Source organism: Nonomuraea sp. NPDC051298, from assembly GCF_055586305.1.
In genome coordinates, this window is sequence record NZ_JBVJIM010000010.1 from 42019 (window position 1) to 66215 (window position 24197).

At 70.2% G+C, this 24197-nt stretch carries 27 protein-coding genes, 1 tRNA gene and 1 riboswitch; of the genes, 10 read left to right on the forward strand and 18 right to left on the reverse strand.

All coding sequences use genetic code 11. From position 1 onward, the window contains the following. Window positions 1–82 precede the first annotated feature (82 nt). Together ACZ6S0_RS26930 and ACZ6S0_RS26935 are read right to left on the reverse strand one after the other, a co-directional pair. Window positions 83–442: a hypothetical protein gene (locus ACZ6S0_RS26930; RefSeq protein WP_465922092.1), complete on the reverse strand. Its 360-nt coding sequence runs from the start codon at window positions 440–442 to the stop codon at window positions 83–85. Window positions 443–605: 163 nt separating this feature from the next. Next, window positions 606–1865, reverse strand: a complete 1260-nt coding sequence (locus ACZ6S0_RS26935) for a benzoate/H(+) symporter BenE family transporter (protein ID WP_465922093.1) — start codon at window positions 1863–1865, stop codon at window positions 606–608. A 23-nt stretch (window positions 1866–1888) separates the two neighbouring features. Then, a riboswitch (ZMP/ZTP riboswitch) is annotated at window positions 1889–1966 on the reverse strand. 236 nt (window positions 1967–2202) lie between these two features. Between ACZ6S0_RS26935 and ACZ6S0_RS26940 the strand changes: the two genes are divergently transcribed. The 7 genes from ACZ6S0_RS26940 (at window position 2203) to ACZ6S0_RS26970 (ending at window position 5793) form a co-directional block, all read left to right on the forward strand. Next, complete coding sequence (locus tag ACZ6S0_RS26940) at window positions 2203–2991, forward strand: hypothetical protein (protein ID WP_465922094.1); 789 nt, start codon at window positions 2203–2205, stop codon at window positions 2989–2991. A gap of 4 nt (window positions 2992–2995) precedes the next feature. Continuing rightward, complete coding sequence (locus tag ACZ6S0_RS26945; RefSeq protein WP_465922095.1) at window positions 2996–3502, forward strand: hypothetical protein; 507 nt, start codon at window positions 2996–2998, stop codon at window positions 3500–3502. Next, window positions 3499–3996, forward strand: coding sequence for a hypothetical protein (locus ACZ6S0_RS26950; protein ID WP_465922096.1), 498 nt, complete (start codon window positions 3499–3501; stop codon window positions 3994–3996). The genes ACZ6S0_RS26945 and ACZ6S0_RS26950 overlap by 4 nt, the downstream gene beginning before the upstream one ends. 7 nt (window positions 3997–4003) lie before the next feature. Then, window positions 4004–4162, forward strand: a complete 159-nt coding sequence (locus ACZ6S0_RS26955) for a hypothetical protein (protein ID WP_465922097.1) — start codon at window positions 4004–4006, stop codon at window positions 4160–4162. A 72-nt stretch (window positions 4163–4234) separates the two neighbouring features. Next, window positions 4235–4723, forward strand: a complete 489-nt coding sequence (locus tag ACZ6S0_RS26960) for a hypothetical protein (protein WP_465922098.1) — start codon at window positions 4235–4237, stop codon at window positions 4721–4723. Beyond that, entirely contained in the window at window positions 4724–5254 is a 531-nt protein-coding gene (locus tag ACZ6S0_RS26965; RefSeq protein WP_465922099.1) for a MauE/DoxX family redox-associated membrane protein, read from the forward strand. 50 nt (window positions 5255–5304) lie between these two features. Next, window positions 5305–5793: a hypothetical protein gene (locus ACZ6S0_RS26970; RefSeq protein WP_465922100.1), complete on the forward strand. Its 489-nt coding sequence runs from the start codon at window positions 5305–5307 to the stop codon at window positions 5791–5793. 146 nt (window positions 5794–5939) lie between these two features. On the opposite strand, the gene selA is transcribed toward ACZ6S0_RS26970, so the two are convergent. Together selA and ACZ6S0_RS26980 are read right to left on the reverse strand one after the other, a co-directional pair. Beyond that, window positions 5940–7220, reverse strand: coding sequence for an L-seryl-tRNA(Sec) selenium transferase (gene selA, locus ACZ6S0_RS26975; RefSeq protein ID WP_465922101.1), 1281 nt, complete (start codon window positions 7218–7220; stop codon window positions 5940–5942). A 27-nt stretch (window positions 7221–7247) separates the two neighbouring features. Beyond that, window positions 7248–7341: transfer RNA gene (locus ACZ6S0_RS26980), tRNA-Sec, on the reverse strand. Between the two features lie 266 nt (window positions 7342–7607). Here ACZ6S0_RS26980 and ACZ6S0_RS26985 point away from each other — a divergent pair. Further along, a complete protein-coding gene (locus ACZ6S0_RS26985) occupies window positions 7608–8057 on the forward strand; it encodes a hypothetical protein (RefSeq protein ID WP_465922102.1) in 450 nt (149 codons plus the stop codon). Window positions 8058–8294: 237 nt separating this feature from the next. Here ACZ6S0_RS26985 and ACZ6S0_RS26990 read toward each other — a convergent pair whose 3' ends face one another. Next, a complete protein-coding gene (locus tag ACZ6S0_RS26990) occupies window positions 8295–8513 on the reverse strand; it encodes a hypothetical protein (RefSeq protein WP_465922103.1) in 219 nt (72 codons plus the stop codon). Window positions 8514–8608: 95 nt separating this feature from the next. On the opposite strand from ACZ6S0_RS26990, the gene ACZ6S0_RS26995 reads away from it, so the two are divergent. Further along, a complete protein-coding gene (locus tag ACZ6S0_RS26995; protein ID WP_465922104.1) occupies window positions 8609–9925 on the forward strand; it encodes a 2OG-Fe(II) oxygenase in 1317 nt (438 codons plus the stop codon). A gap of 124 nt (window positions 9926–10049) precedes the next feature. Here the strand turns inward: ACZ6S0_RS26995 and ACZ6S0_RS27000 are convergent, their stop codons facing one another. The 8 genes from ACZ6S0_RS27000 to ACZ6S0_RS27035 form a co-directional block, all read right to left on the reverse strand. Beyond that, window positions 10050–11375, reverse strand: a complete 1326-nt coding sequence (locus ACZ6S0_RS27000; protein WP_465922105.1) for a condensation domain-containing protein — start codon at window positions 11373–11375, stop codon at window positions 10050–10052. A 22-nt stretch (window positions 11376–11397) separates the two neighbouring features. Beyond that, complete coding sequence (locus ACZ6S0_RS27005) at window positions 11398–12822, reverse strand: AMP-binding protein (protein ID WP_465922106.1); 1425 nt, start codon at window positions 12820–12822, stop codon at window positions 11398–11400. After that, window positions 12779–13912, reverse strand: coding sequence for a HesA/MoeB/ThiF family protein (locus ACZ6S0_RS27010; protein ID WP_465922107.1), 1134 nt, complete (start codon window positions 13910–13912; stop codon window positions 12779–12781). The genes ACZ6S0_RS27005 and ACZ6S0_RS27010 overlap by 44 nt, the downstream gene beginning before the upstream one ends. A gap of 194 nt (window positions 13913–14106) precedes the next feature. Beyond that, complete coding sequence (locus tag ACZ6S0_RS27015) at window positions 14107–14868, reverse strand: phosphotransferase (protein ID WP_465922108.1); 762 nt, start codon at window positions 14866–14868, stop codon at window positions 14107–14109. After that, window positions 14858–15346, reverse strand: coding sequence for a phosphopantetheine-binding protein (locus ACZ6S0_RS27020; protein ID WP_465922109.1), 489 nt, complete (start codon window positions 15344–15346; stop codon window positions 14858–14860). The genes ACZ6S0_RS27015 and ACZ6S0_RS27020 overlap by 11 nt, the downstream gene beginning before the upstream one ends. After that, a complete protein-coding gene (locus tag ACZ6S0_RS27025) occupies window positions 15322–16662 on the reverse strand; it encodes a class I adenylate-forming enzyme family protein (protein ID WP_465922110.1) in 1341 nt (446 codons plus the stop codon). The genes ACZ6S0_RS27020 and ACZ6S0_RS27025 overlap by 25 nt, the downstream gene beginning before the upstream one ends. After that, entirely contained in the window at window positions 16659–16871 is a 213-nt protein-coding gene (locus ACZ6S0_RS27030) for an acyl carrier protein (RefSeq protein ID WP_465922111.1), read from the reverse strand. The genes ACZ6S0_RS27025 and ACZ6S0_RS27030 overlap by 4 nt, the downstream gene beginning before the upstream one ends. A 3-nt stretch (window positions 16872–16874) precedes the next feature. Next, on the reverse strand, window positions 16875–17813 hold the full coding sequence (locus ACZ6S0_RS27035) for a thioesterase domain-containing protein (RefSeq protein WP_465922112.1): 939 nt from the start codon (window positions 17811–17813) through the stop codon (window positions 16875–16877). Window positions 17814–18039: 226 nt separating this feature from the next. Here ACZ6S0_RS27035 and ACZ6S0_RS27040 point away from each other — a divergent pair, with 226 nt between their 5' ends. Then, the gene (locus ACZ6S0_RS27040) at window positions 18040–18303 is read left to right on the forward strand and encodes a winged helix-turn-helix domain-containing protein (protein WP_465922113.1); all 264 of its coding nucleotides are present in this window, start codon (window positions 18040–18042) and stop codon (window positions 18301–18303) included. Window positions 18304–18331: 28 nt separating this feature from the next. Here the strand turns inward: ACZ6S0_RS27040 and ACZ6S0_RS27045 are convergent, their stop codons facing one another. From ACZ6S0_RS27045 to ACZ6S0_RS27065, 5 genes are all read right to left on the reverse strand, one after another. Beyond that, complete coding sequence (locus ACZ6S0_RS27045) at window positions 18332–19900, reverse strand: heparinase II/III domain-containing protein (protein WP_465922114.1); 1569 nt, start codon at window positions 19898–19900, stop codon at window positions 18332–18334. A 72-nt stretch (window positions 19901–19972) separates the two neighbouring features. Beyond that, a complete protein-coding gene (locus ACZ6S0_RS27050) occupies window positions 19973–20731 on the reverse strand; it encodes a hypothetical protein (protein WP_465922115.1) in 759 nt (252 codons plus the stop codon). Continuing rightward, complete coding sequence (locus ACZ6S0_RS27055; protein ID WP_465922116.1) at window positions 20724–21296, reverse strand: RNA polymerase sigma factor; 573 nt, start codon at window positions 21294–21296, stop codon at window positions 20724–20726. Before ACZ6S0_RS27055 ends, ACZ6S0_RS27050 begins: the two co-directional genes overlap by 8 nt. Window positions 21297–21431: 135 nt before the next feature. After that, window positions 21432–22478 carry a hypothetical protein gene (locus ACZ6S0_RS27060; RefSeq protein ID WP_465922117.1) on the reverse strand — a complete coding sequence of 349 codons (1047 nt, stop codon included), beginning with the start codon at window positions 22476–22478 and terminating at the stop codon, window positions 21432–21434. A gap of 170 nt (window positions 22479–22648) precedes the next feature. Further along, window positions 22649–24187: a DUF1349 domain-containing protein gene (locus tag ACZ6S0_RS27065; protein WP_465922118.1), complete on the reverse strand. Its 1539-nt coding sequence runs from the start codon at window positions 24185–24187 to the stop codon at window positions 22649–22651. Window positions 24188–24197: the final 10 nt, after the last annotated feature.

A 24197-nucleotide genomic window follows, 5' to 3' on the forward strand; every position in this document is an offset into this window, starting at 1 on the left:
AAGTTGTGGCAGCCTACCTGTGCGTCTCCGGGCGGATCTGCCGAATGTCCAGACTCGCGGTCATTGATCGCGTCATCCGGCGTCAGAAACGCTTCGTGTAGCGGGTGCCCCGGTAATAGATCTTCACGCCGTCGGGCTCGGAGGCCCCGTGCCCGAAGGAGTACTTGCCGATGTTGCGGCTGTGGCTCTTGCCGGAGGCGACCGCCACGTAACCGAAGTCGGACTGCCGGTCGCGTACGATCGCGTACTTGATTCCGCTGGCACACCTGTTGGAGACCGAGACCTGCCACTTGGGGTCAGACCATCCGCTGTTGTTCAGCTTGGTACGGCTGGCTTTCACACAGGAGGGCCAGGCGGCGGACGAGCCGGTGGCGGCCTGCGCGGTCGACGGGACCGCGAAGAGGAGAGAGGTGCCCACAGCCAGGAGGGTGAGGACGCGCATCGGTTTCCTTCCGGAGTAGCGAGTTCCGCCGTGGTGCGGCGGACAACACGATGATCCATCCTTCACCAGATTGGCCCATATTGGGGCATTCAGCCGGACTTGCCCAAATTTGTGGAAACGTCGGAGCGGGCGGCCACCCGGCGCGGCACCGACGCCCGGATCGTCAGGTCGGCCGTCTTCCGAGTCGGAGGACGGAGCGGACGACCAGCCCGGCGACGAGTGCCCAGAAGGCGGCGCTCACCCCGGCGATCGCGATGCCGGACGCGGCGGTCACGAAGGTGACGACGGCGGGTATCTGCTCGTCCGGCTCCGAGATCGCCGCCCTCAGCGCGGCGGTGAACGTGGCGAGCAGGGCGAGTCCCGCCACGGCGGCGATGACCCCGGCCGGAGCCAGGGAGACGAGGGCGCCGAACGCCGCAGAGGCGATGCCGAGCCCGACGAGGACGATGCCCGCGCTCACGCTCGCGATCCAACGCCGTGAGCGGTCTTCGCCCGCCTCCGGTCCGGCCGCGAGGGCCGCGCTGATGGCGGCCAGGTTGATCGCGTGCCCGCCGGCCGGCGCGCCGAGGACGGTGCCGACGCCGGTCACGAGCATCGATCTCCGCCATGGCACCTCGTAACCGAGACCCTTCATGACGGCGACCCCGGGGACGTTCTGCGAGGCCATCGTCACGAGATAGAGCGGCAGAGCGATGCCGATCACTCCGGCGAGCGTGAAGATGGGCGTCGTGATCTCCACCCGCGGCGTGAGCGTCGCGAGGTCGATCGCGGTCCCCGAGGTCCCGACGTGGACGCCGATGACGATCGCGGCGGTCAGGAACGCCAAGGGGGCCGCCCAGCGGGGCAGGAACCGCGCGGCGAGGAGCCAGACGGCCACGACCGGCGCGACCTGGAGGGGGTTCGTCGCCAGCCCGGTGATCGGTCCGAGGCAGAGTTGGAGCAGCACGCCGGCGAGCATCGCCTGGGCCACCGAAGCGGGGATGCGGGCGATGAGCGCGCCGAGTTGCGGCACGAGCCCGGTGAGCACGATCAGCGCGCCGGTGACGAGGAACGCGCCGACCGCGACGGGCCACCCTCCTTCCACTGCCCCGGTCGTGGCGAGCAGTGCCGCACCAGGCGTCGACCAGGCAACGGTGATCGGCATCCGGGTCCACCATGCGAGCAGGACGCTGGACAGTCCCATGGTGACGCTCACCGCGAGCAACCCGCTCGATGCCTGGTCCGGATCCGCGCCCACGGCTGCGAGGCCGGCCAGGACGACCACGAAGGCGCTGGTGAACCCGACCAGTGCCGAAACCACACCAGCGGAGATCGGCGGGAACACACCCTTCGGCGCCGACGCCGCCGTAACGCGACGACCCCGCACGGCGGCTCGCCTCCGGCCACCCGCGCCGCTTGATGTGGATTCTTCCCGTAAGTGCATGATGTCCCTCCGGTTTGATGACCGAGGGACACCCAGGCGGTCGATGTCGCTCACCCGCTCCACGCCGGTCACATCCGGCTACGCCAGTCGCGACGTCAAGAATACGGGCACCCAGGTGGTTCGTGTCGGCGCGCCCGTTCCGCGGTGACGGCCCGCGCGGATGGAAGCGCCGCGTCGGGGGTGTTCCCGATGGACGCCATGCGGGCCTGCCCGACGGGGACGCCGCCCAGGAATTCGCCTACGACCGGCGTCTCGCTGCTGCGAGTATGCAGCCCGATCCGTGGGCTCGACAAGATCTTGACGCTCTTGAAGATCGCGTGAGATATTCCCCTCGATCTTGATCGAGCCCGGCGAAAGCGCCGGCCCACGTACACCATCCCCCCGGCACGAAGCCCAGGCGGACCGACTCGGCGTACCCTCCTCCACCCTCCTGGAAGGCACCCCCTTGCAATTACGTGCACCCAACGGACAGAGTCTCACGGTCGACGGAGCACCCGAGCCCTTCATCAGCGGCTGGGCCTATCTCATCTGGGCACACGGCCCCGCCGGCGGCATGCGGTTCCAGATCACACCGGCAGGATCCGCCGAACTCGTCTCCAAGCAGATGGGCGACTGGCCCCGCTACACCGTGCGTGAAGCCCAGTGGAACGGCGGCCGGATCATGTCGCTCGAGGACCCGGAGAACGGCGGAACCACCATGGTGTGGGTGGGACCGCACAACGAGGTTTCCACCTTCATCCCCGGCACGGGCGTCCCGTTCGAGATCTTCATGGACATCCTGGCCAAGTTCGATGTCCAAGACACGCCGGAAGGGCTGACCATGCTGCCCCGGGCGGGATCGGGCCAGACGCTCGGCAACCTGCTGGCGGTCAACACCATCGACCAGGTCTGCAACGTCCAGGTCAAGCCGGTCGCGGAAGCCTCGGAGGCGATCCCGCTCGCCGCGGGCAAGCGGGTGCGTGGCGGCTCGATGTGGCGCGTCGACGAGCGCGACGCGAACGGCACCGTGCAGACCCGCTCCGCCTTCATGGTCAACGACTCCACCGCGACGACCGTGGTCGCCGCCGACCCGAACGACGCGCGCTTCGTCAAGGTCGTGGAGTCCATCTCGTGCAGGCTGAGCTAGGCCGATGAGGGCGTTCCTGGACTCGCTGGCGGTCCTGTCCTTCCTGGGGACGGTGCTGCTGCTCTTCGCCTTCGCCGCGCTGCTAAACATGGTCCGCGAACTGCAGGGCAAGCTGCTGCGCGCGCAGGCGGCCGCGCCCGCGGCGCCGGCCGTCAGGTCGGTGGCCAGGTTCGGCTCCGACGATGAGCTGCCGACCTTCGTCCTGGTCGTGTCGGAACTCTGCCCCAACTGCCGGGACCGTGCCCGCCACCTCGCCGCCGTGGCAGGGCCGGACCTGTCCGCGCACGCCGTACTGCTGGCCTCCGCCGACCGTTGCGCCGAGTGGGTGGCGGACAGCCAGGTCCTGCCCGTCATCGACGCCGCCCTGCTCGGCACGGTCGCCGTCGGCGCGACCCCGACACTGGTCAAGTACTCCGCCGACGGGACGGAGGAATGGCGCAGGGTCGTCGGCTCCGACGACGACCTCGACGCCTTTCTCACCGTCAGCCCCTCAGAGAGGTTGAACGCATGACAGTCGATGTCGACCGCTACTGGGCCGAGGTGCCCTCCGTGGAAGACGAGCCGGACAGCGGCAGGCGCCCCCGCCTGACGTGGTCGGCGCCCTCCCGCAGAACCATCTTCAAGACCGCCGGCGCGCTGGGCGGCGCCCTGGCCCTGAACGTGCTGTCCGCCCTGCCGGGCAGGAACAACAGCGCCCAGGCGGCCGTGGGGAACGAGTACACCAACTGCGCCAATTACGACAGCACCTCTGGGTACAACAACAACACCAAGGTCTGCGTGGGCGGCACCTACTCCAGGAGCTACTGCGGCTCGGACGGCTGGTTCCTGCGCTCCTCCGGCACCTGCTACAACAGCTACGCCATCAAGGCGTGCGGAGCGGGCGGCCTGGCCGACCGGAACGCCTGGCGTTGGACGCACAGCGGCACCCGTTACCGCTGCGCTGACGGAAACGTCGCCACCTGCGGCTCCACGTACTTCTACATCTGCTCCTGGTCCAACCCCTGAGCACCGGATGAGCAACAGTTTCGCCGCCACCAGGGTCGCGCTCGGCATCGCGCTGAGCACGGCCCTGGTGTTGGCCGCCCACCAGTTCTGGACCCCGTCGTTCGCCCTGCTCGCCTGGACGCTGATGGGGGTGACGGCCGGGTTCTCGCTGTCCGGCTCCGTTTGAAGCCTCAACTCAGCGGACCTGCTGACCTCGTCGGTCTGGCGAGGCAAGTTACCGGTTTTCAGCACCGGGCTCATGATCGGCGCGCTGCTGGCCGGCCTCGTCACAGGGGCGCTCGGCGGGCTGGCCTCGATCATCCCGGAAGCGGTGCGGCTGTGGGCGCTGGCGCCGGTCGTCGCCGTCATCATGTTCTTCGAGTTGGCCGGGCGGCCGCTGTCGCTGCCGCAGAACCGTCGGCTCGTGCCGCAGGACGTCATCCCTCGCGCCGACTTCTCCGGGCCGCTGCAGTTCGGCTTCGAGATGGGCACGGGAGTGCGCACCTTCACCCCGACCGCGCTGCCTCAGTTGCTCGTCCTGGTGGTCGTACTGGCCGGAGGGCTCGGACCGGGCTTGCTGGCCGGGCTGGGCTTCGGCGTGGGCAGGACGCTCATGCCACTCGCCCGCGCGCTCAGCGGCGACCCGCGCAAGTGGGACACGAAGCTGCTGGCCTCGACGGCCTGGGTGGGACGCCTGTGCGCCGCCGGGTTCCTGCTGATGCTCGCGCTCGCCCTCGTATGGACATAGATGACCATATTTGACGTCCTGCCTGCCTGCTTCGCCCTGGCGGGCGCCGTGCTGCTCGTGGTTGCCGCGGTGCGCCGCGGCAGCCTGACAGCGGTGATCAAATCACACGACCTGCTCCCTGCCTTCCTGGTACGGCTCGCGCCGCTGGCAGGCCCCGCCGAGGGCCTGGCCGGCGCCGCCGTACTGGCGGGCTGGCTGGCCGGGGAAGCGCGGCTGTTGCGGTTCGCCGCCGCGGCCGTGGCGCTCTGGTACCTGGCACTGGCCGCCTATCTGGCCGTGTTGCTGCGACGCAGGGGCAGGGTGCCGTGCGGATGCCTCGACGAGACCAGCCCGGTCTCGGCCATGAAGGTCGGCCGTGCCGTGGTGCTGGCACTGGCCACGGCACCGCTCGTCGCAGGCTGGCCGCCCGTACCGGCTGAGGCGGGCGCCCGGCTGCTCGCCTGCGGGCTCGCCGCCTTTGTGGCGGGCTTCCTGATCGTCGCCGACAAGATGACCGATCTTCTCGGAACCTCCACGGCTCACGGGCAGTAGATCAGGTGAAGAAGGCCGGAGAGAGGATTCAGCCGTTGAACCGTATGTTCGTGACACTCATCGCACTGCTCTGCGCCGCCTGCGGCACGACGCCGGTGCAGGCCGACCCGCCCTCGCTCCTCCTGGAACCGGGCCAACTGCAGGACGGCCGGACGTGGACGGTCACGGGCACCTCACAGGGAAGCTGGCGTGATCTGGACGCGAGCCTGGTGCCCTGCGGGAATCGGGCCATCGCGCCGATGGAGGCCGCGACCTGGTGGCGTTCCTTCACGGCGGCGGACGGGACCACGATGACGCAGGTCGTGGCGAGCGGGGTGGACGCCATGGACGCGTTCAAGTTCTTCCACGCGGAGTGCGGAGCGGTCGGCACCGTCACCTCGGTGGGCGGGCCCAAGAACGTCGCGCGCCACGACGGCGAGGTGGAGGTGGCGGCGATGTCGAAGGACAGGTTCATCGTGCTCGCCGGCACCGGATCCGAGACGGACCTCCAGATGTTCGCGGAGACCTCGCGCACCCAACTGGACGCCGTCCCTTCCTAGCTGCCGACGATGCCGGGTAGCTGATCTGGGGCGCTACCGGCCCTGGGGGCGGCCGGGCCAAGGCGGCCGCCACCTCGGGAAGCCCCTTGCCCGGTCCGCCCGCTGACGGCGACGCTCTCGATCCCCGCCGGGCACGGCCGTCGCGATCACCTGCACACGCGTTCCAGCGCGGCGGCGATGACCTCGTCCTGACCGGGTTCGACCGCGCGCAGGTCGAGCACCAGCCGCCCTCCCGTGACCCGGCCGATCACGGGAGGATCGCAGGAGCGCAGCCGTGCGGCCAGGTCCTCGTCCACGGCGATCCCCGCGCTGGGCAGCTCCACTCCCGGCGCTCCCCCGCCGCCGACCCTGGCCACGGTCGCCACCGCCTCAGCGTGGCCGCCGAGGCGTCGCGCGAGTCGTTCCGCACGCTCCCTCAGCTCGGCGACGTCCGCGTGGAGCGAGCGGTGCACCGGCGGCAGCGGACCGCGCAGGGTCGCTTCGAGCGCGGCCAGAGTGAGCTTGTCCACCCGCAGCGCGCGGGCGAGGGGATGGCGGCGCAGCCGTTCCACGAGATCCTCGTCGCCGAGCAGGAGACCAGCTTGGGGGCCGCCGAGCAGCTTGTCGCCGCTCGCGGTGACCAGTGCCGCGCCCTGGAGCAGTGCGCCGGCCGCGTCGGGTTCGCCGGGCAGCAGGGGTTCCGGACGCAGCAGCCCCGAGCCGATGTCGACCACCACGGGCGGCCCGATCGTGGCCAGTTCCTGGATGGAGACCTCGGAGGTGAACCCCTCGATCCGGTAGTTGGACGGATGGACCTTGAGGATGAAGCCCGTGTCCAGGCCGCAGGCGTGCCGGTAGTCGCGCAGGGCGGTACGGTTCGTGGTGCCGACCTCGCGGAGCCGGCAACCGGCGGACTCCAGCAGCTCGGGCAGGCGGAACCCGTCGCCGATCTCCACCAGCTCGCCCCGGCTGACGAGGACCTCCTTGCCCGGCGCGAGCACCGCGACGGCGAGCACGAGCGCGGCCGCGTTGTTGTTGACCACGTGCACGGCCCCCGCCTCGGGCACCGCCTGCGCCAGCGCGGCGAGAGCCGTACGCCCACGGCGGGCGCGTCGCCCGTCTGCCAGGTCGAACTCGACGTCGGTGTAGCCCGCGGCCGCGGTGACCGCCGCGACGGCGGCAGGTGAGAGCGGGGCCCGGCCCAGATTGGTGTGCACGAGCACACCGGTGGCGTTGACCACACTCCTGAGCCCGCCCGCGGACGTGGGAAGGAAGGCGAGCGCGGCCTCCACCGCGTCGCCGGGGTCGGTGACGCCCTCGCGGACCCGCTGCTGGGCATCCGTCACCGCGGCCTTGACGAGGCTACGGCCGAGTACCTCCCGCGCGGCGACCAGCCGAGGGTCGGCCAGCATGACATCCGTCCGCGGCACAGACCTGCGTCGATCCACTCACGACCATCCCGAACGCGCTGATCAGCGGAGGCGGACGGGACTCGGACCCGCCGCACCGAGCCACTCGGTGCCACTGGTTTTGAAGACCAGGCGGGCCACCAGACTCCTGGACACCTCCAAAATGGATCATAAACCCTACGAACACCATCAGACTCACGCAATACGGCACCGGGAGCGGCTGTAGCTGCAAGATCCCTCCCGGCGAGCCGGATGACCTTGGTCGCCGGGCTTGCTCAGCCCGGGACCGCTTCCAGCCTGGACGTGGTGGAATCCTGCAGATCCTTGAGTCAACACCCAACCTGCGAACGCGGATCTCAACGCCTATCCCACGCTCTTCACCATTAGTGTTGCACTAGTGATGCACTCGATGGGTAGTTTGGATTCATGAAGACGTTCCCTTTCAGCGCGCTGGCCCGTGACCGCAACGAGGTCTTCCCTGAACTCGACGTTGCCGATGTGCTCCTGGAGCGGCGAGACGCCGAAAACGTCTGGCTGGTACGCGACGAGCGTTACCAGGCGGCCCGTGCCGCTCTCCTCACGCTGGCCCGATCCATGACCATCGTGGCTCGCTCCAATCGGGTCCTGGCGGAAGAAGCCCTGGCCGAGGACCTCCCCTGGCTGACCTGGCTCCCGGAGCACGAGCGGCCGCAGTGTGTCCGCGAACTCCTCGCTCACCTGCTGGCCGGAGCCGACACCGGCGAACTGCTGCCCTACGCCCGAGCCCGCCGATCGTGGACCTCCACCGCTCTGGCCTGGAGCGATCCCGAGATCGCCCGTGACCTGGCCAATCCGTTCGACGGTAGCGGCGGACAGTCCATCGACGGCGCCGAGTGAGCGGCCGCGGCGAAGAGATCCGCCGACCGACCGGATGGATCGTACGCGCCGCCAACGCCAGAGCTTGAGCGTCGGCCCCGCGCACGCGGGGGTGTTCCCCGGGCACTGACCTCGGCCTGCACGGACGGTGTGTCGGCCCCGCGCACGCGGGGGTGTTTCGCCGCTGTGTAGAGCGGGCTTCATCGACAACCGGGCGCTGGCCTGGACCCGCTGCCCGCCTGGCCCGAACGAGAACAGCTACCGAAGCCGAACGTCGCCGCCGCCCTCACCGACCGCGGCATCGACTTCGCCGACCGGCAAGCCGTCAACCACGGCATCCGCGCGCTCAGCGCCGAACAACTCGCCCGCCTCCTGCTCCCGTGAACAGTTGGAGGTGCCGCGCAACGTCGAGAGCGTGAGGTCACCGCCGACCGAGGTGAGTACCGCGCAAGAGTTCCCGGTCGTGGTCTTCGGCATCCGCGGACGGCGTTCCTGAATGGCCCGCCGGAGCGCTCGCCCCACGCAGTAGCTTTGTTGGTCTCGCGACCAACAAGGGGGACTCCGTGCCTGGCATGGCCCGTGAACGACTGGCCGAGTTGCTTGACGCGTCGGCGGAGCCGGCCGCGTCCAGCGTCGGTCGGAAGCTTCCCAAGACCGACCTGTCGGTGGTGGTCGATGGGGTCGGCCCGCTGCGGTTTCCCGTCTCCGATGAGCAGGCCGTCCAACTGCGCGGGCTCGGGCGCCGTGCGCGGTTCGGGCGCGGCGAGCAGACCCTGACCGACCCGGAAGTACGCGACACCTGGGAGATTCCCAAGGAGTTGGTGCGCGTCGAGTGGACGGAGGCGTTCGCGGCCGTCCTCGATGGAATGCGCCAGGAGTTGGGGTTGCCGCCACACTGCGAGCTCACACCTGACCTGCACTCGATGCTCCTGTACGAGACCGGGCAGTTCTTCGTCGCGCACCAGGACTCCGAGAAGGACGACGCCATGGTCGCGACCCTGGTGGTGACGCTGCCGTCCGCGCACACCGGCGGCGAACTCGTCATCGAGCACCAGGGCAAGACCACGAAATACCGAGGGCTGAAGACCACGGTCTCACTGGTGGCCTTCTACGCCGACTGCCGGCACCAGGTTCTTCCTGTGAAGACGGGCAATCGCGTCACCCTCACCTACAACCTGCTCCTGTCGGGCGACAGTCAGGACGCGGTGGCCGAGCATCCGCTGGTCAGTGACCTCGCGGCCTGCCTTCACACGCACTTCAGCACCCCGGTCGTCGTCCCGTACAGCCGGCGCGGGGGCGATCCGCCGGTGCGGCTGGCGTACCTCCTCGACCATGAGTACACCGCCCGCGGGCTGAGCTGGTCCCGGTTGAAGGGCTCCGACGCCGGGCGGGGCGCCCTGCTGCGGGCTGCGGCGGAGCGGGCGGGTTGCGAGATCACGCTGGCCCTCGCGGAGATCCAGGAGACCTGGGACGCCTACGATCCCGACGAGGACGAGGATGCGTGGTACGGCGACCATGAGGACGAGGACCCCGACGACCACGAGGACTCGCCCAGCGCGGATGACAGGCGGTACGTCCTTCAGGATCTGATCGAAACCTCCACCACGCTCGCCCACTGGATCGGCCCGGAAACAGGGCGGCTCGAGGACATCTCGCTGGACCTCAGCGACGCCGAGGTGGCCTCGACCACCCCGACGGCTGACATGACGCCCTACTCCTCCGAGTACGAGGGCTACATGGGCAACTACGGCAACACCCTGGACCGCTGGTACCGACGAGCGGCACTGGTCATCTGGCCTCGGGGCCGAGGCTCCGCCAACCGAGGCTCCGCCGGCCAGGGCTCCGCCGGCCAGGGCTCCGCCGACCGGGCTGGGGCGTCTCCGGGGTAGGCGCTGGACGGACTCACCGCGATGGCTCGCCCAGGGACATCCCGGAGGCCCGTGAGCGGGTCGCTCCATTGTCGGACCACCTGTCCATGATCAGGAGGAGGTCCCTCGCCCAGCCGCTTGCCGTTCACCGATCCGGCAGCTCCAGGTCGCCGATGCGCACCTGACCGCCGGAATCGTCGGCCGCCCCGAGCACGGTCTCGAACCCCCAGGCGATGCCGGCAGCCTCCGCGCGATCCGCGTACGCGGAGTTCGTACGGACGGAGACGATCACCCGCCCCCGGTCGCCGCCGATCATGATGGAGCAGTGGCTCGGCTGGAAATCCCAGTTGGGCAGCCACTCCAGACTGCTGTCCGCGTCGGCAGGCCCACCATTCCTGGTGGCGTCGCGGATGTGGTTGAACATCACGCTCGTGTGCCGGTGGTGGTCGCCGGACAGCCCGGCGCCCTGCAGCGTCGAGGCCAGCTCGGCCGGGTTCCAGTACGCGCTCGCGTGCAGCCGTACGGAGCGGCGGGTGATCTCCCCGGCCAGGTCCAGGAAGGTGGCCCCGGCGCGGGGGCTGAGGGACAGCAGACCGGTCTGAGAGAGCGGACCCGCGTATTCGGCGGCGTGCGGCAGGTAACGGTTGGCCGAGACCACCTCGACCGAGAGGGGCCGGACCGGCGGGCGCGCCGCGAACAGGACGGCGACGGTCGCGGCCAGGAACACAGCGGTCTGCGACAATCCGTGGCGCGCCTGCAGTGCCCCGGCTCGGGCGGCCAACGTCCCCGATCGGAGCCGCGCATGGATGATCGGCTGCTCCTCGGGAGTGCGGCACGGTCGGCCCCACAGCGGCTCCCCGCGTTCGGCCAGCTCACGAGCCCAGTACGAGCACGCTCCCCAGCTCATCGACCGGTATCGGGCACTCGCCTCGGCTGCCGCCTGGTCGCGGGGTTGCCATGGCGCCGTCGACGCCATCGCGTCCTCGAAGGTTCGCCGCAGAGCGGTCGTGCCCTGGAGGTCCACCGTGAGATGGCAGAGCACCGCGACGACCCCGACGGGCCGGTTGTCCCGGCATCGCACGACGAAACGGCACGGGAGGTCGCGTGCGTGATCGAACGCGACGTGCTGCCGGAATCGCTGGACGACGTCGGCCTCGGGCTCGTCCGTCTCCAGAACGGCGACGGGTAGGGAGTCGGCATGCGCGATCGTCTGCAGGGGGATCCCGCCAGGGGCGGAGAACAGGGTGCGGAGACAGTCGTGCGCGCTCACCGTCCGTCCGAGGGCTCGGAGCACCTGCGCGACGGTCGAGCCTGGCGGGATCGGCCAGGAGACGGCCACGTTGAGGTTCCGCGAGTGGCCGGGAGCCCTGGAGACGCCCTCCCAGATCGAGTGCTGCCCCCAGGTCTGTGCCAGCTCCGTGGGCGGCAGCGGAGGAGTGGGAATCGGAACGTTCTCTGTTCGTTCGCTCATGGTTGCCTGTCATGAAACGTGATCATCTGGACTCGTCAAGACGTCTCCGACGTTGGCCGGCCGCCTCCCGCGTCAGGAAGCGGTAGTCGATCTTGCCGTTGGGCAGGCAGGGCAGGTCGTCGACGGGATGGAGCTGAATGGCGGTGGGCTCGACTCCTAGCTCAGCGGTGAGTTCACTCCTCAGCCGGCGCAGGGCCTCGCTCTCTGTGGTGACGACGTAGACATGCGCCCGTTCGTCGGGCGTGCCGATCGCGGCGACCGCGCCGAATTCGTGGAAACGGTCCTCCAGTGCGTCGAGGTGCACGCGCCTCCCGCCGGGCTTGACGAGCCGGGCGGCCCTGCCGGTGAGGTGGAGGTAGCCGTCCGCCAGGTGTCCGAGGTCGCCGGTGTCCAGGGCCTCACCCGACGTACGGGGGAGGCGGAGGTCGGCTCTGTTCTCGGCGTAGCCCTGCATCACGGACGGCCCCTCGAAGAGCACCCGGCCCGTCACTCCGTCCGGAAGCGTCGAACCGTGCTCGTCCACGACGGTGAGCCGACCGTCCCGGATCACCCGGCCGACGGAGTCGGGATGAGCGGGGAAGTCCTCATGCGACAGGACGGCGATCCTCGCGGTGGCCTCGGTCTGGCCGTACATCTTGACGATTCGGCTGCCCACCCGTTCCTGGCGCTCATGCAGCCGGTACGCCGTGGGCGGGGCCAGTCGGCTGCCAGAAACGGTCACCGTCCCCGCACGCCACGGCAGGCGAGTGCGCGCGAGCCACTCGGCCTGCACGGGCACGGTGGCCACGCTCGTGCAGTGAGAGGCGGCGAAGTGCTGCCAGAAGCGGGTGCTCGTGACGGGCTGCGCCGACAGCAGCAGGCTCGCTCCGGCCAGAAGGTGGCTGTTGAGCACGGACAGGCCGTAGGAGTAGTGGAGGGGCAGGGCGAGGGCAGCCCGTTCGGCCCCGCCGAGCAGCAGGGCCGAACAGATCGCCTCCGCGTTGGCGTGCAGGGCACGGACCGACAGACGTACGCCGCGGCCGCCGCTGATCGAGCCGGAGGTGACCATGAGGAGGTCGGTGTTCTCGTGGATCTCCGCCACGGCTGGACATGTCGATTCCGCCACACACACTCCGGCCAGTTCGCCCCCTCGAAGGCGGTAGCCGTCCGGCGGCAGGATCGTGCCCAGATGCCGAGCGGGACCGATCACCACTTCGGGGCGATAGCGCGCCACCAGTTCGCGGGCGCGGGCCTGGCCCAGCCACGCCACCGCGTGGCCCGCCCGCAGCGCACCGAGGTATGCCGCCACGGTGCCGAGTTCCCGGTCCCCGGTGAGCGCGACGAGCACCTTGCCGGCCGACGGCAGTTCCCGGCCACAGTCGTCGGCAAGCCTGGCCAGCGCACGATAGCTGACCTCGGTACCGTCAGGAGTGATCAGGGCCGTCCGGTCGCTGGAACGGAGCTCCATCGCGTTCCTCTCCGCAGATCGGGCAGTCGGGTCGCCGCGGGATGGGGCGCGAGCGTATCTCCAGCGGCCAGAAGTCCACCTCGCTCCACCGGCCGCTCAACGCCGGGTCCAGCCCTGCCAGGACCCGGATCGCCTCCCAGGCCAGGATCGTGCCGACCAACCCGCACAACGCCCCGATGGCGCCCGCCTTCTGCCGCTTGCCGATCAGCGACTCCATCCGGTGGCGCCCGTGGTCGGCGAAGGTCTCGGCCCGCACACACGTCCAGCAGGCCGTTCTGCCTGGGAGGACCGTCGCGCCGAGCACCCCGATGTGGTACGCGTAGCCGGTGCCCAGTATGTGCGGCACGTCCGGCCAACATGCCTCGCTGACCCACGTGGCCGTTTGGTTGGGCGTGGGCAGGTCCATCGCGTTGATCACGATGCCCGCCCCGTCCACCAGGTCCGTCAGGTCGGCGGACGACGTGACGCGCCGGTCGAAGGTCTCGACCGTGACAAAGGGATTGGCGGCCCGCAGCCTGGCCGCGGCCGCCTCGACCTTGGGCGCTCCCACGTCGGCGAAGGCGAACAGGGTCTGCCGGGTCAGGTTGGACGGCTCGACCCGGTCGAAGTCGCACAGGCGGATGGTGCCTACCCCCGCGTTCGCCAGGGAGAGCGCGACCCAGCCACCGAGCCCGCCGACGCCGCACACCACCGCGGTCGAGCGGTCGACCCGCTCCTGCAACCGTACGCCGCTGGTGACGTCGGCGCGGCCCTGGTCGCAGAAATCCTGGAGCAGCCGCAATTGGCGGTCGTAAAATTCGGCACGCTCTTCGCCAAGCCTTGAAAAGGACGACTCCAGGTGCCCGACGCGACTCAGCAACCCTTCTTCCGTGAGGATTTGCAGCACCTCACCGAGCGCCTGCGGGTCACCTACGGCGCGCTCGATCTCGGCATATGTACGAGTGCCGTCGAGAAGCGTTATCAGGTGTTTCACAAAGGCGTCGGCGGCGAATCTCTTGACAGTTCTGTCCGCTGTGCACAGGAACAGCAGTTCCTGGCCATCGGCCTGGACGATCACGCTTTCCCGCAGGCGAGGACGCCACTCCGTCACATGCTCCTCCTGGAACGGGTGAGGCGGGATCGCCTCACCCGTGGCGCTGTCAGTTGCCGGAAGAATTCGAAGCGGTCACCGCGCCCACACGCAGTTCAGCTTCCTCGAGCTTCACCAGGACCGGACGCCGTCTCATTGCTACCCCTTTCGCGGAACGGTTTCCTCGAGTGTATTCTGCCCAGTGAAGGTTTCTTTTACAAGGGAAAGTCAGAAAGCTCCTGAATCGCCTGGTCGAGATTGTCGGCGACGCCGCGTTTGAACAGCCTGATGTAAAGCTCGTCGGGGCCCCGGCCAAATCTGCGTATCTGCGCCGCCCGCGCCCGCATGCGTTCCTGCGCCTCCTGGACGACCTCCGCGGGCCGGCCGTGCCAGCCGTACGTCTCCAGGAACAGGCGCAGCCGCTCCGGCCGGGAGCCATGATCGGCGAAGCCGTCCGTGACCGCCACCCGTCGGGCGTACAGGGGGACCCAGGCGATGGCCACCCACGCCAGGTCCGAGTCCGGCGTGACCGGCCCGGCGAAGTCCCAGTCAAAGAATCCGGTCAGCCTGCCATCGTGCCATGCGGCGTTGAACGGCCCGACATCGTTGTGGGCAATGATCGTTCCTGGGGTCCAGGTGCCGCCGAGCCGCCAGCACGCCGCGGGAGAGGGCACGTAGTCGGCCACGACCTCGTGGTAGTCGCGCAGCCAGCGGGCCGCCTGGAGCAGTGCGTGCTCGCTCCATGCCCACGCGGGCCACGGCGGCTCGCCGGCGCTCTCGCCCTCCAGGTAGGTGAGAATCTCCCGCCCCTGCTCGTCCGTGCCCAGGACGCGGGGCGCGCCACCGAACCCTCGGCGCTCCAGGTGTCGTAGGAGCTCGTGGACCGACGCCGACCACGCCCGCAAGGGCCTTCTCACCGTGGCGCCGACCCTCACCACGGCCTGGTCGTTGCCGCCCATGAGCTGGTCAGCGCCCATTGCCGCCCCGCCGCGCGATCTCGATCGCGAGTGCCCGGACGGTGGCGTGGTCCAGCAGATCGACCAGCATCAACTCCACGCCGAAGCCCTCGGCCACCGCGTCGATCAGCCGGAGGGCGGCGACCGAATCACCGCCGGCCTCGATGAAGTCGTCCAGCGCGCCCACCTCGTCGACCCCGAGGATCTCGCGCCAGGTCGCTGCCAGACTCGTCTCCGTCCCACCGGCCGGCTCGACGTAGCGGTAGAGGACGCCGGGATCCTTGAAGTGCTCCCGGAACCGGCTCTCGTCCGTCCAGAGTTCGGGGACGACAGCGAAGGCCACCGGCGCGCTGAGCGCGTCCCGGGCGATGCGCCAGGCTTCCACCCCCGTGAGGAACGACGTCGGGACGACGGCGACGACCGTCTCCTCCCCCGCGCTCACCCGGGCGGCGTCCCGGACAGCCGGGTGCTGCTTCAGCGTCCCGATGACTGGATCCATGACTCCCAGCTTTCGTGATGGCGTCTAGTGATCTTGCCCGTCGGCGATCGGGGTATCTCCCGGAGGAAGCGCACGCTCTTCGGCAGCTTGGCCAGGGCGAGCCGGTCCGCGCAGTGCTCGAGCAGCGCGGTGTCCGTCAGCCCGCCCGGGGCGACGACGTAGGCGATGGGCCGTTCGCCCAGCATGGGGTCCGGCTCGCCGACCACGGTCACGTCGGTCACCTGCGGATGTTGCCGGATGACCGCCTCGATCTCGGCCGGATGCACATTCTCGCCGCCGATGATCATCAAGTCGTCCGTACGGCCGGTCAGATAGAGGTAGCCCTCATCGTCCGTCCAGCCGAGGTCGCCGACGCTGACGAAACCGGTGGGTGTCGCCTTGAGGGCGCCGGTGTCCCGCCGGCCGGGCACCCGGAGGTAGACCTCGCCGACGGCGCCTGAGGGAAGCGGCCGCTGGCGCTCGTCGAGGATTCTGATCTTGGTGAGCACGCCGCGGCCCACGGACCCTGGGCGGGCGAGCCATTCGTCGCCCCGGATGAGCGTGCAGCCGACCCGTTCGGTGCTGGTGTACATCTCGAAGACGTTGGGCGGGCCGAGCAGGTCGATCCACTGACGCTTCACGCCGGGGGGACACGGCGCCCCGGTGTGGAGGAGGGTGAACGCGCGGCTGGGGCCCTTCCCCGCAGCGGAGGCGGCCAGGACGAGGCGCATGTGGGTCGGCGTGAGCAGGCACCAGTCGATCCGGGCCTGGTCGACGACCTGCCAGAAGTCGGCGGAGACCAGACCGGGGTAGAGGACCACGGTGTTGCCGCCGAGCACGCCTTCGAGGAAGCCGCTGAACCCGGCGGCGTGGTGGATGGGCAGCGCGACGAGTTGGCGCATGCCGGCCCGCCAGCCTGTCTGCGCGAAGACCGGATTGGGCGCGGCGGCAGCGCCGTAGGTCAGCGGGTCCGGCCAGGCGACGGCCTTGGGCGCACCGGTGGAGCCTCCGGTGAGGAGCACACAGGCCGCGCCCGTCCAGCCGCCGTGGGCGGTCAGGTACTCGGTGACGACGGCCTGTTCGCCGGCGGTCGTCCTGGGGTCGAGCGGGAGGACAGGCATGTTCGCCCTCAGGCAGGCCACGATCGTGACGGCTGTCTCGAGGTCGTTGGCCGCCCGCACGACCACGAGGTCGCCGGCCTCGGGGCGACGGCGGGTGAGCCGCTCCACCTCCGTCCAGGTGAGGGTGCGCTGCGCACCCTCATCCCAGCCGATGAGGGCGGGCTCGCCGCCGCGCGTCGCGGCCAGGCCGGCCAGGCGTTCGCCCAACACCGTCACAGGGCCGCCTTCAGGTGATCATGGAAGTCGGCGAGCACGGGATGATCGAAGAGCTCCTGGAGCGTGATCCTTGTGCCGAACCGCTCGTTGGCCCTGCTCAGCATGAGGACGGCCGTCACGGAGGTACCTCCGGCGAGGAAGAAGTTCGTCTCCGGCTCGACCGGCCGGTCGAGCGCCTCCGCCCACAACTGCACGATTTCCCTGTTCACCGCCTACTCCTTCCTCTGCTCGATGAGCCTCCTGGCCTCGCGGGCCAGGATCGCCATCGCGAGCCCCGACGGATGGGACCTGGCCGACTCGGGCAGCGCCCTCGTCACCACCTCGTCGCAGTGGCGAGACCAGTCACTGCGTACGCCGATCGCGATGACGGGCGTCTTCGTCGGCCGGGGCCGGTAATGGTGGGCGGCAACGCAGTTCGCCGCGCAGACGTCGAGGAACCGGTCGAGCCGCTCCAGGCTGAAACCCTCAGGCAGCACTCTCTGCGCCACCGCGGCGGCCAGGATCCGGCGCAGCGCCTCCGGCCGAGGCAGGGCGACCAGGCGCAGCGCGTTCAGGTCCAGCTTGAGGGCGTTGTTGGCCAGGGTGGTGTACGCCAGCAGGACGGGGTTCACCGGCTCGACCGGATCGGGCAGCTCCGACTGCAGCATGACGACGGGTATCCCCGGATCCAGCCGACGCGCCGTCTCCAGGGCCAGGATGCCGCCCATCGAATAGCCTGCGAACACCCCCGTGGGGAGCGACGCCAGCGTGGCGGCGTACCGGTCGGCCATCCCGTTGACGGAGGAGTCCGGCTCGGCACCCGGGCAGAGGCCGATGGACTGAAGCGCGTGGATCGGCTGGCCGAGGTCGAAGTGGTTCAGGAGTTCCGCGTAGAGCGAGACGCTGCCGCTCAGGGGGTGGAAGCAGTAGAGGGGGACTCGGTCGCCGGCTCCAGGGCGGAGTGTGACCAGCGATCGGGTCTCGGCGCTCGCGGTGCCTCTGAGCATCATGACCAGGCCGTTGATGGTGACATCGGGCTGCAGGGGAAGGTCGTAGCCGAACTGCCGGAGTATTCGGTGCCGAAGCTCAGTGAGATGCCGCTCGCCCGCGCCTGCCGAACTGAACGTGTCAGTCGTCCCGAAGTCGTCATGGCCAAGAATGGCCGACCACATCTGCCGTAGAGTCCGTTCGCGGTAGCTCTGCATATCACCGGCCTCGGGTCGGCCATCGTCGGCAAGCGATCTCCACCATAATTTCCTTCCCCGGGCCTGTCCATAAATCCGGGATGGGCAGTCGCACCGGGGAGACCGAAGAGGCCCCCGCCATTGACAGCAAATAGTCATCTCCACAGAATGGGTTCGGCGCAGGCCACTCCCGTCGATGCTGAGAGGTTGGCCCATGACGTGGAAAGATGCCCGTGGTCATGTGGCGGACAATCGAGTGTTCGAGCCGGGCGCATTCTTCGGCTTCGACTGTTCCTCCGGCCGGCCTGCCAAATGGGATGACGGCCTGGACATTCTGCTCGTTATCGTATATCGCGCCGGTGCGCCGATCGCGGAAATCTCGGAACGGCTCGGCGTCACCCCTTTACAGGTCGCAGCACGACTCGACGCTCTGGGAGAGGAGCCTCCTTTCGAGGTCTGGGCCGACGACCGCTGCTGAGCTGTGCCAGTTCCTGTTCGACGAAAAGTCACGCGTTCCGCGTCGTCCGGCTGTATGGGGCGGGCAGCGTGACGGGGCCGTCCGGGGTGTGGACGGTCAGGGCGTCGCCCGAGACCGACACCCGGGGTTCGGCGGCGCCGGGCACGATCAGGGTGAGGACGCCCGCCGCGGGCGGGGACACCACGGTCACCACCTCGGCGGTACGCAGGTAGCCGGTCGCGATCAGCCCAGGGCGCACCGCCATCCCCGCCCCGGGGAACTGCAGCAGCGTCACCCGCCAGTCCCCGTCCCCGAGCACCACCGCGCCCTCGCTCTGGGAGACCGGCTTCAGCGAGGGGGCGAAGTGCCAGAGGCTGCGCAGGGTTCCACGGTCGACGGAGTCCCGCACGGCCATCAGATCGGGCCCGTGGTTGACCAGGACGTGCCGGGTTCTGGTCGGCCCGTAGGCGTCGTCGGCCAACTCGAAGCTCTGACGGGACGGCCCCGCGGACGAGCCGACGAGCCGCGTGGGGGTGCCGGGGCGGAAAGTGCCCTCCGCAACGGGCACGTTGTGCGCCTCTGGCGAACGGGTCCACTCCACGTACCCCGTCCGCTCGTAGGAGTGGAACCCGGCCTCGACCAGGACGCGGCGGCCCTGGGCACTGTAGGTGACGCCCAGGTGGTCCTCGTGCCCGTGCATCCGCCGGCCGGGGCCGAACCTGATCGAGTAGTAGGCCGAGCGCGGGTCGTCCCAGGCAGTCCTGCCGAAGACGTACCCGCCGTCGAACACCCGCACCACCGGCCCTTCGTGCGGGAAGCCGTCCGCGCGGGTGCCGGCTGGGCTGTCGCCGATGGGGGCGAGGAAGCCGTCGGGCTGGGTGGCGTGCGCCACGTACGCCTCCAGCGCCGCCCGCCGGGCGATCAGCGCCTGAGGCGGCTCCGTACCGCTCTCGTCGATCGCCCGCAGTGCCACGCCGAGGCGGCGGTGCACGTACAGGCCGTAGCGGGGGGCCTGTTCCCGCAGCACCCCCTGCTCGTCGATGGCCAGCTCGGCGGAGGCGGTCATCCTGCGGATGGCCAGGTCGCGCCAGCGTGCCCGGCCGAGTCGGCAGCCGACCACCAGCAGCGCGATGTCCTGGTCCAGGCCGTGGTTGTGGCCGGCGCGGTAGAGGGCGCGATCGGCCAGAATCTCGCCGTGTTCGGCCAGGCTGTCCCACAGCAGACGGGTCCGGACGTGCTCGCTCAGGCACACGAGCGCCGGGGCGCGCAACGCGACCGCGTGCTCGGCCCACGCCCACGGGCTGACGCCGGCGCCGCCGCGCGGGTTCTCGCGGATCCACTGCTCGGCCAGGTCGGAGGCGCGGTGGAGGTACGGGTGCTCGCCCGAGCGTTCGAACTCGGCGACCAGGCGGCCCATCCAACGCAGGGCGTGCAGGTTCAGGGCCCAGGAGCGGTTGCCGTGCGGGTTCGCGGTCCAGTCGACGTCCGCGCCCAGCTCGACCGGCGGCCTCCCGACGAACGTCACCCGCCCGCGCATCACCTCCTCCACCTTGATCGCGGGAAACTGGTCGCTCAGGCAGATGGCCCTGCCTGAGGTCGTGCGGGCACGCCAGAACACGTCGTGGCTCCTGTTTTGGGCGCGCGAAACCCAGCCGCCGCCGTCGTTGTCGTCGCTGTGGGAAGGCGGGTGCTAGCGGGGACCCCGGTCGGTCCAGCCCGCCTCGATCACGCGCTCGGCGCGCGGCGACGGGCCGCTGTCGGTGGACGAGAGCACCTGCGAGGTCTCCGAATCGATGACGAGCGTGCGCCGGGTACCGTTCGCCAGCACGTACGAGAACGCCTCGCCGGGCGGGCTCTCACCCAGATAGCGCACCTCGGGCAGCTCGGCCAGCACGCGGTAGGCGGCGGCGCGGACCGCGGGAGGGGACGGTTTGGTCCACAGCAGGCCGCTGAGCGCGTCGGCGAGCAGGCCAGGGGCGTTCGAGGGCAGCATCGAGATCACCCGCTCCTTGAGCGCCGCCGGATCCGCGGGAAGGCCCTGGATCTGCTCGAACGTCAGATCACGCCCAGCCATGCTGAACGGCGACCGGCCGGTGACCGGCGAGACGCGCTCCCCGTCCGACGTCCACGCCCGGCCGTCCCTGGCCACCCACAACTCGGTCACCTCGGACCCGTTCCGCACCTTCTTGATGTGCCAGTACGTGCCCTCGGCACCGGGGACGGCGGCCGCGCTGGTGGCCGCCGCCAGCAGCACGGAACGCCCGGAGACGGGAGGCTCGGGCAGCACCACGAACGCCAGCGCGACGGCCGCCGCCACCGCCGGGATCATCAGCCACGACAGCCGGCCGCGCCTGCGCCCGGCCGTCACGCGCCGCCACACCCTGCCCTGGGCCTGCGGATCCGGCCGCCGAGTGCCGTACAGCTCTCTGATGCGTTCCAGGTCATCCATGGACCGGCACCTCCCCGAGCAGGGCGCGCAGCTTCTTCCTCGCCCGGCTCAGGCGGGACCCGACGGTGCCGTACGGGATGCCGAGCGCGGTGGCGATCTCGTCGTGGCTCAGCCCGGCGAGGGCGACGAGCAGCAGGACGTCGCGGTCGCGGCGGTCCAGCTCCGCCAGTGCGGCGGCCAGCTCAGGGCGTAGGCTCTGGGCGCTGACGCGGACCGCGACCGAGTCCTCGTGACCGGGGGATTCGGGCTCGGGGCCGCAACGTCCGAGCGCGCGCAGGGTGCGGGCCTCGAGGCGGCGATGCTTGCCGATGAGGTTCGTGGCGATGCCGTACAGCCAGGCCCGCACGCTCGCACGCGACGGGTCGTAGCGGTCGCGTTTGCGGAACGCCGTCAGGAACGTCTCGGCCACGACGTCCTCGGCGTTGTCCGGGCCGAGCCGCTGGGCCACATAGGCGTGGATCTCGCCGAAGTGGGCGTCGAACACCTCGGCGAACACCTCCTCGTCCAGGGCGCCCGGCGCGCGGGCCACCCAGGGCACCGGCATCGCGATCGTCTCCCCCGTCATGCGCAGCCTCCGACGTTTCAGTGGTCATCTCTTATCACCCGATACGCCGGATCACTTTCATGCCCGCTCATTCCAGGAGACGGCGAACGTCCGTCCACCGCGGCCACCAGCCGCACCTGTCCCCGCGCAAAGCGCCTACCACAACCGGTATCGGCCGGCCTCGACCTGGTCATAGATGGCACGTAACCATGGCTGACGAACCTCCGGCAGGCGCCGCAGCGTACTGAGGAACACCTTCCAATCAGGCCGGAACTGATCCCACGGCAACGGCGGCGGAGGATCATCGCGGCGGACACCGTCCGGCATTCGACTCGCCGCCAAGATGAGCCGCCGATCGTCGTGGAAGGCCATGTGCATCCACACGTCGGCAGCCAGCGGCACCACCGCCCGTCCACCGGCCGGCCACACCTCATCAGTCTGCGGATGCCGCGGCACCAGAGCGAGGTCCGTGACCGGGGCGGGCAGTCCTGGACCGGCAAGGGCGAGGTCCAGCGTCGGCGGTCCCGCCGGGAGCAATACGTCGATCGCCCTGCGAAACGCCTCGGCGACCGGCCCGTCGGGGACGGTCACCCGCTTGCCGCCCGACGCCGCCACCAGGTGGGCCAGCGCCACCGCGACCGCCGCCTGCCACATCGGGCTCCACCAGCCGGGCTGCTCAACCGGTGGGATGCCCGGATGCACCTCCCGTAGCGACTCCCAGCCGACCACTGGACGGATGGAGCCCTCGACGTCGACCGGGCGGACGGCGGGTGGGTCCAGCCACACCACATGCCAGAGCCCGCAGTCGTCGACGTGGGTCGCCACGGCCTGCCCGCACCGCTCACACGCCAGATTCGGACCGTCCCGACCGTCCGGCCCGAAACAGCCGCCTTCGCACAGCTCCGGAATCAGTACGGTTCCTCGCATATCGCCCGGCGCGACTCCGATCCTTCCGGACGGTCCGTACGGCAGGGAGCGCACCGGTACGTACACTCCGCGGGCCGCTGCTTCGTCCGCGCCCACCTCCTCCCATGACCGCCACGGGGGTCCGGAAGCTTCCGTGTCCACCGCGTACGTCCCAGCCTCCAGGAGCACTGGTTGCAGTTCATGGCCCAACTGCTGATGGGCGTGGTCGGGGAGCGCGACCTGTGACACCTGCGCCGTCAGCACGGCACCGCACCCCGCACACACGAACACGACCATTCGCCCTCCCGCACCACGACGACTGGATCATGCTGAGTCACATTCGGCCCTGGAGCAACCACACTTGCAGCTTGATCACTTACGGAAGCGGTATCGGCTCAAGGTTCAACGTCACGAGACTGGGCCCTGGGTCGCCACCGCCGATCGTGCCGGGCCCGGTCTCTGCGCCTTCACGCGAGCGGCACCTGACGTGAGACTCCCCTGCCGCGTACGGCGATCGCCGCCCCGAGGGCAAGGGTGGCGTATCCGCAGGTCACGGCCAAGCCCGCCGATGGCGGGAGCGGGTAGTAGCCGCCGAGCAGTGACTGGTTGACGTCCACATGCGCGAACGTGGGGACGCTCTGCGTGATCGCGAACCCGGCCGCAGGAGTGATCATCAGCAGCCACGGCACCAGGCCCGCGGTCGCAAGCAGGGAGGGTACGACCACCAGCGCGACGGCCACGCCGATGGCGAGCATGCCCCGCTTGACCAGCGCGGCGAGGCCCACGGCCAGCACGGCGGCGGCCGCGGTCAGCGCCGCGTAGCCGACGATCACCCGGAGTTCGGTGGCCAGGGTGATCGGCTGAACCGGGTTCTGATTGGCACGCAAGACCGCCATGCCGACCGGGACCACGACGCCTGAGGCCACCAGCCCCGTGACGAACGCGACCGCCCCGATCACCGCGGCCCTGGCCGCCAGCAGCCGCGCCGGATGCGGCGCGACCTGCGGGCCGGCCCCGATCCGCCCGCGCCGACGTTCCGCCGTGAGGAACGTGACCGCCACCGCGAGCACCGGGATCAGCCCCAGGGCCCCGCCGATGAGGGTGAGGTCGGCACGCAGGCCGCCCTCCGCCGTGGCGGGCCCGATGTCGCCGCCCCCGGTCACGATGAGCCGGTCGCCGGACTCGACGACCTGTCCCGGGTGATGCGGGGTCCTGCCGTCGGACTCCAGGGTGACGCCGACGTCGTCGTGGCGCCACGAACCGTTCGCGCCCTTCAGCGCGATCTGGTCGAAGGTGGCGGTGACCTGGGCGAAGGCTGACGCCGTGGCCCACAAGGAGCCTGGCGAGGTGGCGAACAGCCCGATCTCCACCGTCTCCGGCAGCCCGGTCAGCTCGACCGTGCTGACCTCGGTCCACGTCTTGCCGTCGTCCGACTCGTAGCCGGTGATGGTGTCGCCCGACCTGGTCAGCCGCAGCCACTGCGGGCCGTTGTGCGGACCGCCGGGCACGTCGTGGGTGAAGTTGTGCTGCATGCGCACGCCGTGTTCTCCGGTGAGCATGACGGCGGCGTACGGTGTGCCCTGCTTGAGGCTCTGCCTGACGAGGAGCCCGGCCTTGGCCCACGGCACCACCCCCTCCTTGACGTTGCGCACCCCGGGTACGGCGTCCGGCAACCGCATCTGCCCGGTCATGTCCGACACGCGGGCGGTGAGGCCGCCGTTCCCGGTGAGCGGCTGGTGCACGAAGAAGTACTTGTCCCTGACCGCCGTGCCATCGGGTCCCACCAGGGGGGCGGGGCAGGGGCCCTCGCCTTTCCCGGTCACGCAGGTGCTGCGGGCTCCCCCGGCGACCAGCAGTCCGAGCGACACGGTGACCAGCACGGAGACCGCCATGGCGAGCCCCCAGCCGCGCACGGCGCGGAACCTGGCCCACTCCGCGCGCAGCAGCCGGGGGAACTCGTTCTGCCCGGCCCGTCGGCCGGATCGGTAGGGCGTTGATGAACTCATGCCGACGGTT

Excerpts from the sequence above, each read along its gene's own strand:
- ACZ6S0_RS26995 (WP_465922104.1), top strand. The coding sequence starts at position 8,609 with ATGGCCCGTGAACGACTGGCCGAGTTGCTTGACGCGTCGGCGGAGCCG.
- ACZ6S0_RS27055 (WP_465922116.1), bottom strand. The coding sequence starts at position 21,296 with ATGACGGGGGAGACGATCGCGATGCCGGTGCCCTGGGTGGCCCGCGCG.
- ACZ6S0_RS27015 (WP_465922108.1), bottom strand. The coding sequence starts at position 14,868 with ATGGGCGCTGACCAGCTCATGGGCGGCAACGACCAGGCCGTGGTGAGG.
- ACZ6S0_RS26935 (WP_465922093.1), bottom strand. The coding sequence starts at position 1,865 with ATGCACTTACGGGAAGAATCCACATCAAGCGGCGCGGGTGGCCGGAGG.
- ACZ6S0_RS27000 (WP_465922105.1), bottom strand. The coding sequence starts at position 11,375 with ATGAGCGAACGAACAGAGAACGTTCCGATTCCCACTCCTCCGCTGCCG.
- ACZ6S0_RS26990 (WP_465922103.1), bottom strand. The coding sequence starts at position 8,513 with ATGCCGAAGACCACGACCGGGAACTCTTGCGCGGTACTCACCTCGGTC.
- ACZ6S0_RS27005 (WP_465922106.1), bottom strand. The coding sequence starts at position 12,822 with ATGGAGCTCCGTTCCAGCGACCGGACGGCCCTGATCACTCCTGACGGT.
- ACZ6S0_RS26930 (WP_465922092.1), bottom strand. The coding sequence starts at position 442 with ATGCGCGTCCTCACCCTCCTGGCTGTGGGCACCTCTCTCCTCTTCGCG.
- ACZ6S0_RS27060 (WP_465922117.1), bottom strand. The coding sequence starts at position 22,478 with ATGGTCGTGTTCGTGTGTGCGGGGTGCGGTGCCGTGCTGACGGCGCAG.
- ACZ6S0_RS27020 (WP_465922109.1), bottom strand. The coding sequence starts at position 15,346 with ATGGATCCAGTCATCGGGACGCTGAAGCAGCACCCGGCTGTCCGGGAC.
- ACZ6S0_RS27065 (WP_465922118.1), bottom strand. The coding sequence starts at position 24,187 with ATGAGTTCATCAACGCCCTACCGATCCGGCCGACGGGCCGGGCAGAAC.
- ACZ6S0_RS27035 (WP_465922112.1), bottom strand. The coding sequence starts at position 17,813 with ATGTGGTCGGCCATTCTTGGCCATGACGACTTCGGGACGACTGACACG.
- ACZ6S0_RS27040 (WP_465922113.1), top strand. The coding sequence starts at position 18,040 with ATGACGTGGAAAGATGCCCGTGGTCATGTGGCGGACAATCGAGTGTTC.
- ACZ6S0_RS26985 (WP_465922102.1), top strand. The coding sequence starts at position 7,608 with ATGAAGACGTTCCCTTTCAGCGCGCTGGCCCGTGACCGCAACGAGGTC.
- ACZ6S0_RS26965 (WP_465922099.1), top strand. The coding sequence starts at position 4,724 with ATGACCATATTTGACGTCCTGCCTGCCTGCTTCGCCCTGGCGGGCGCC.
- ACZ6S0_RS26960 (WP_465922098.1), top strand. The coding sequence starts at position 4,235 with ATGATCGGCGCGCTGCTGGCCGGCCTCGTCACAGGGGCGCTCGGCGGG.
- ACZ6S0_RS26945 (WP_465922095.1), top strand. The coding sequence starts at position 2,996 with ATGAGGGCGTTCCTGGACTCGCTGGCGGTCCTGTCCTTCCTGGGGACG.
- ACZ6S0_RS26955 (WP_465922097.1), top strand. The coding sequence starts at position 4,004 with ATGAGCAACAGTTTCGCCGCCACCAGGGTCGCGCTCGGCATCGCGCTG.
- ACZ6S0_RS27050 (WP_465922115.1), bottom strand. The coding sequence starts at position 20,731 with ATGGATGACCTGGAACGCATCAGAGAGCTGTACGGCACTCGGCGGCCG.
- ACZ6S0_RS26950 (WP_465922096.1), top strand. The coding sequence starts at position 3,499 with ATGACAGTCGATGTCGACCGCTACTGGGCCGAGGTGCCCTCCGTGGAA.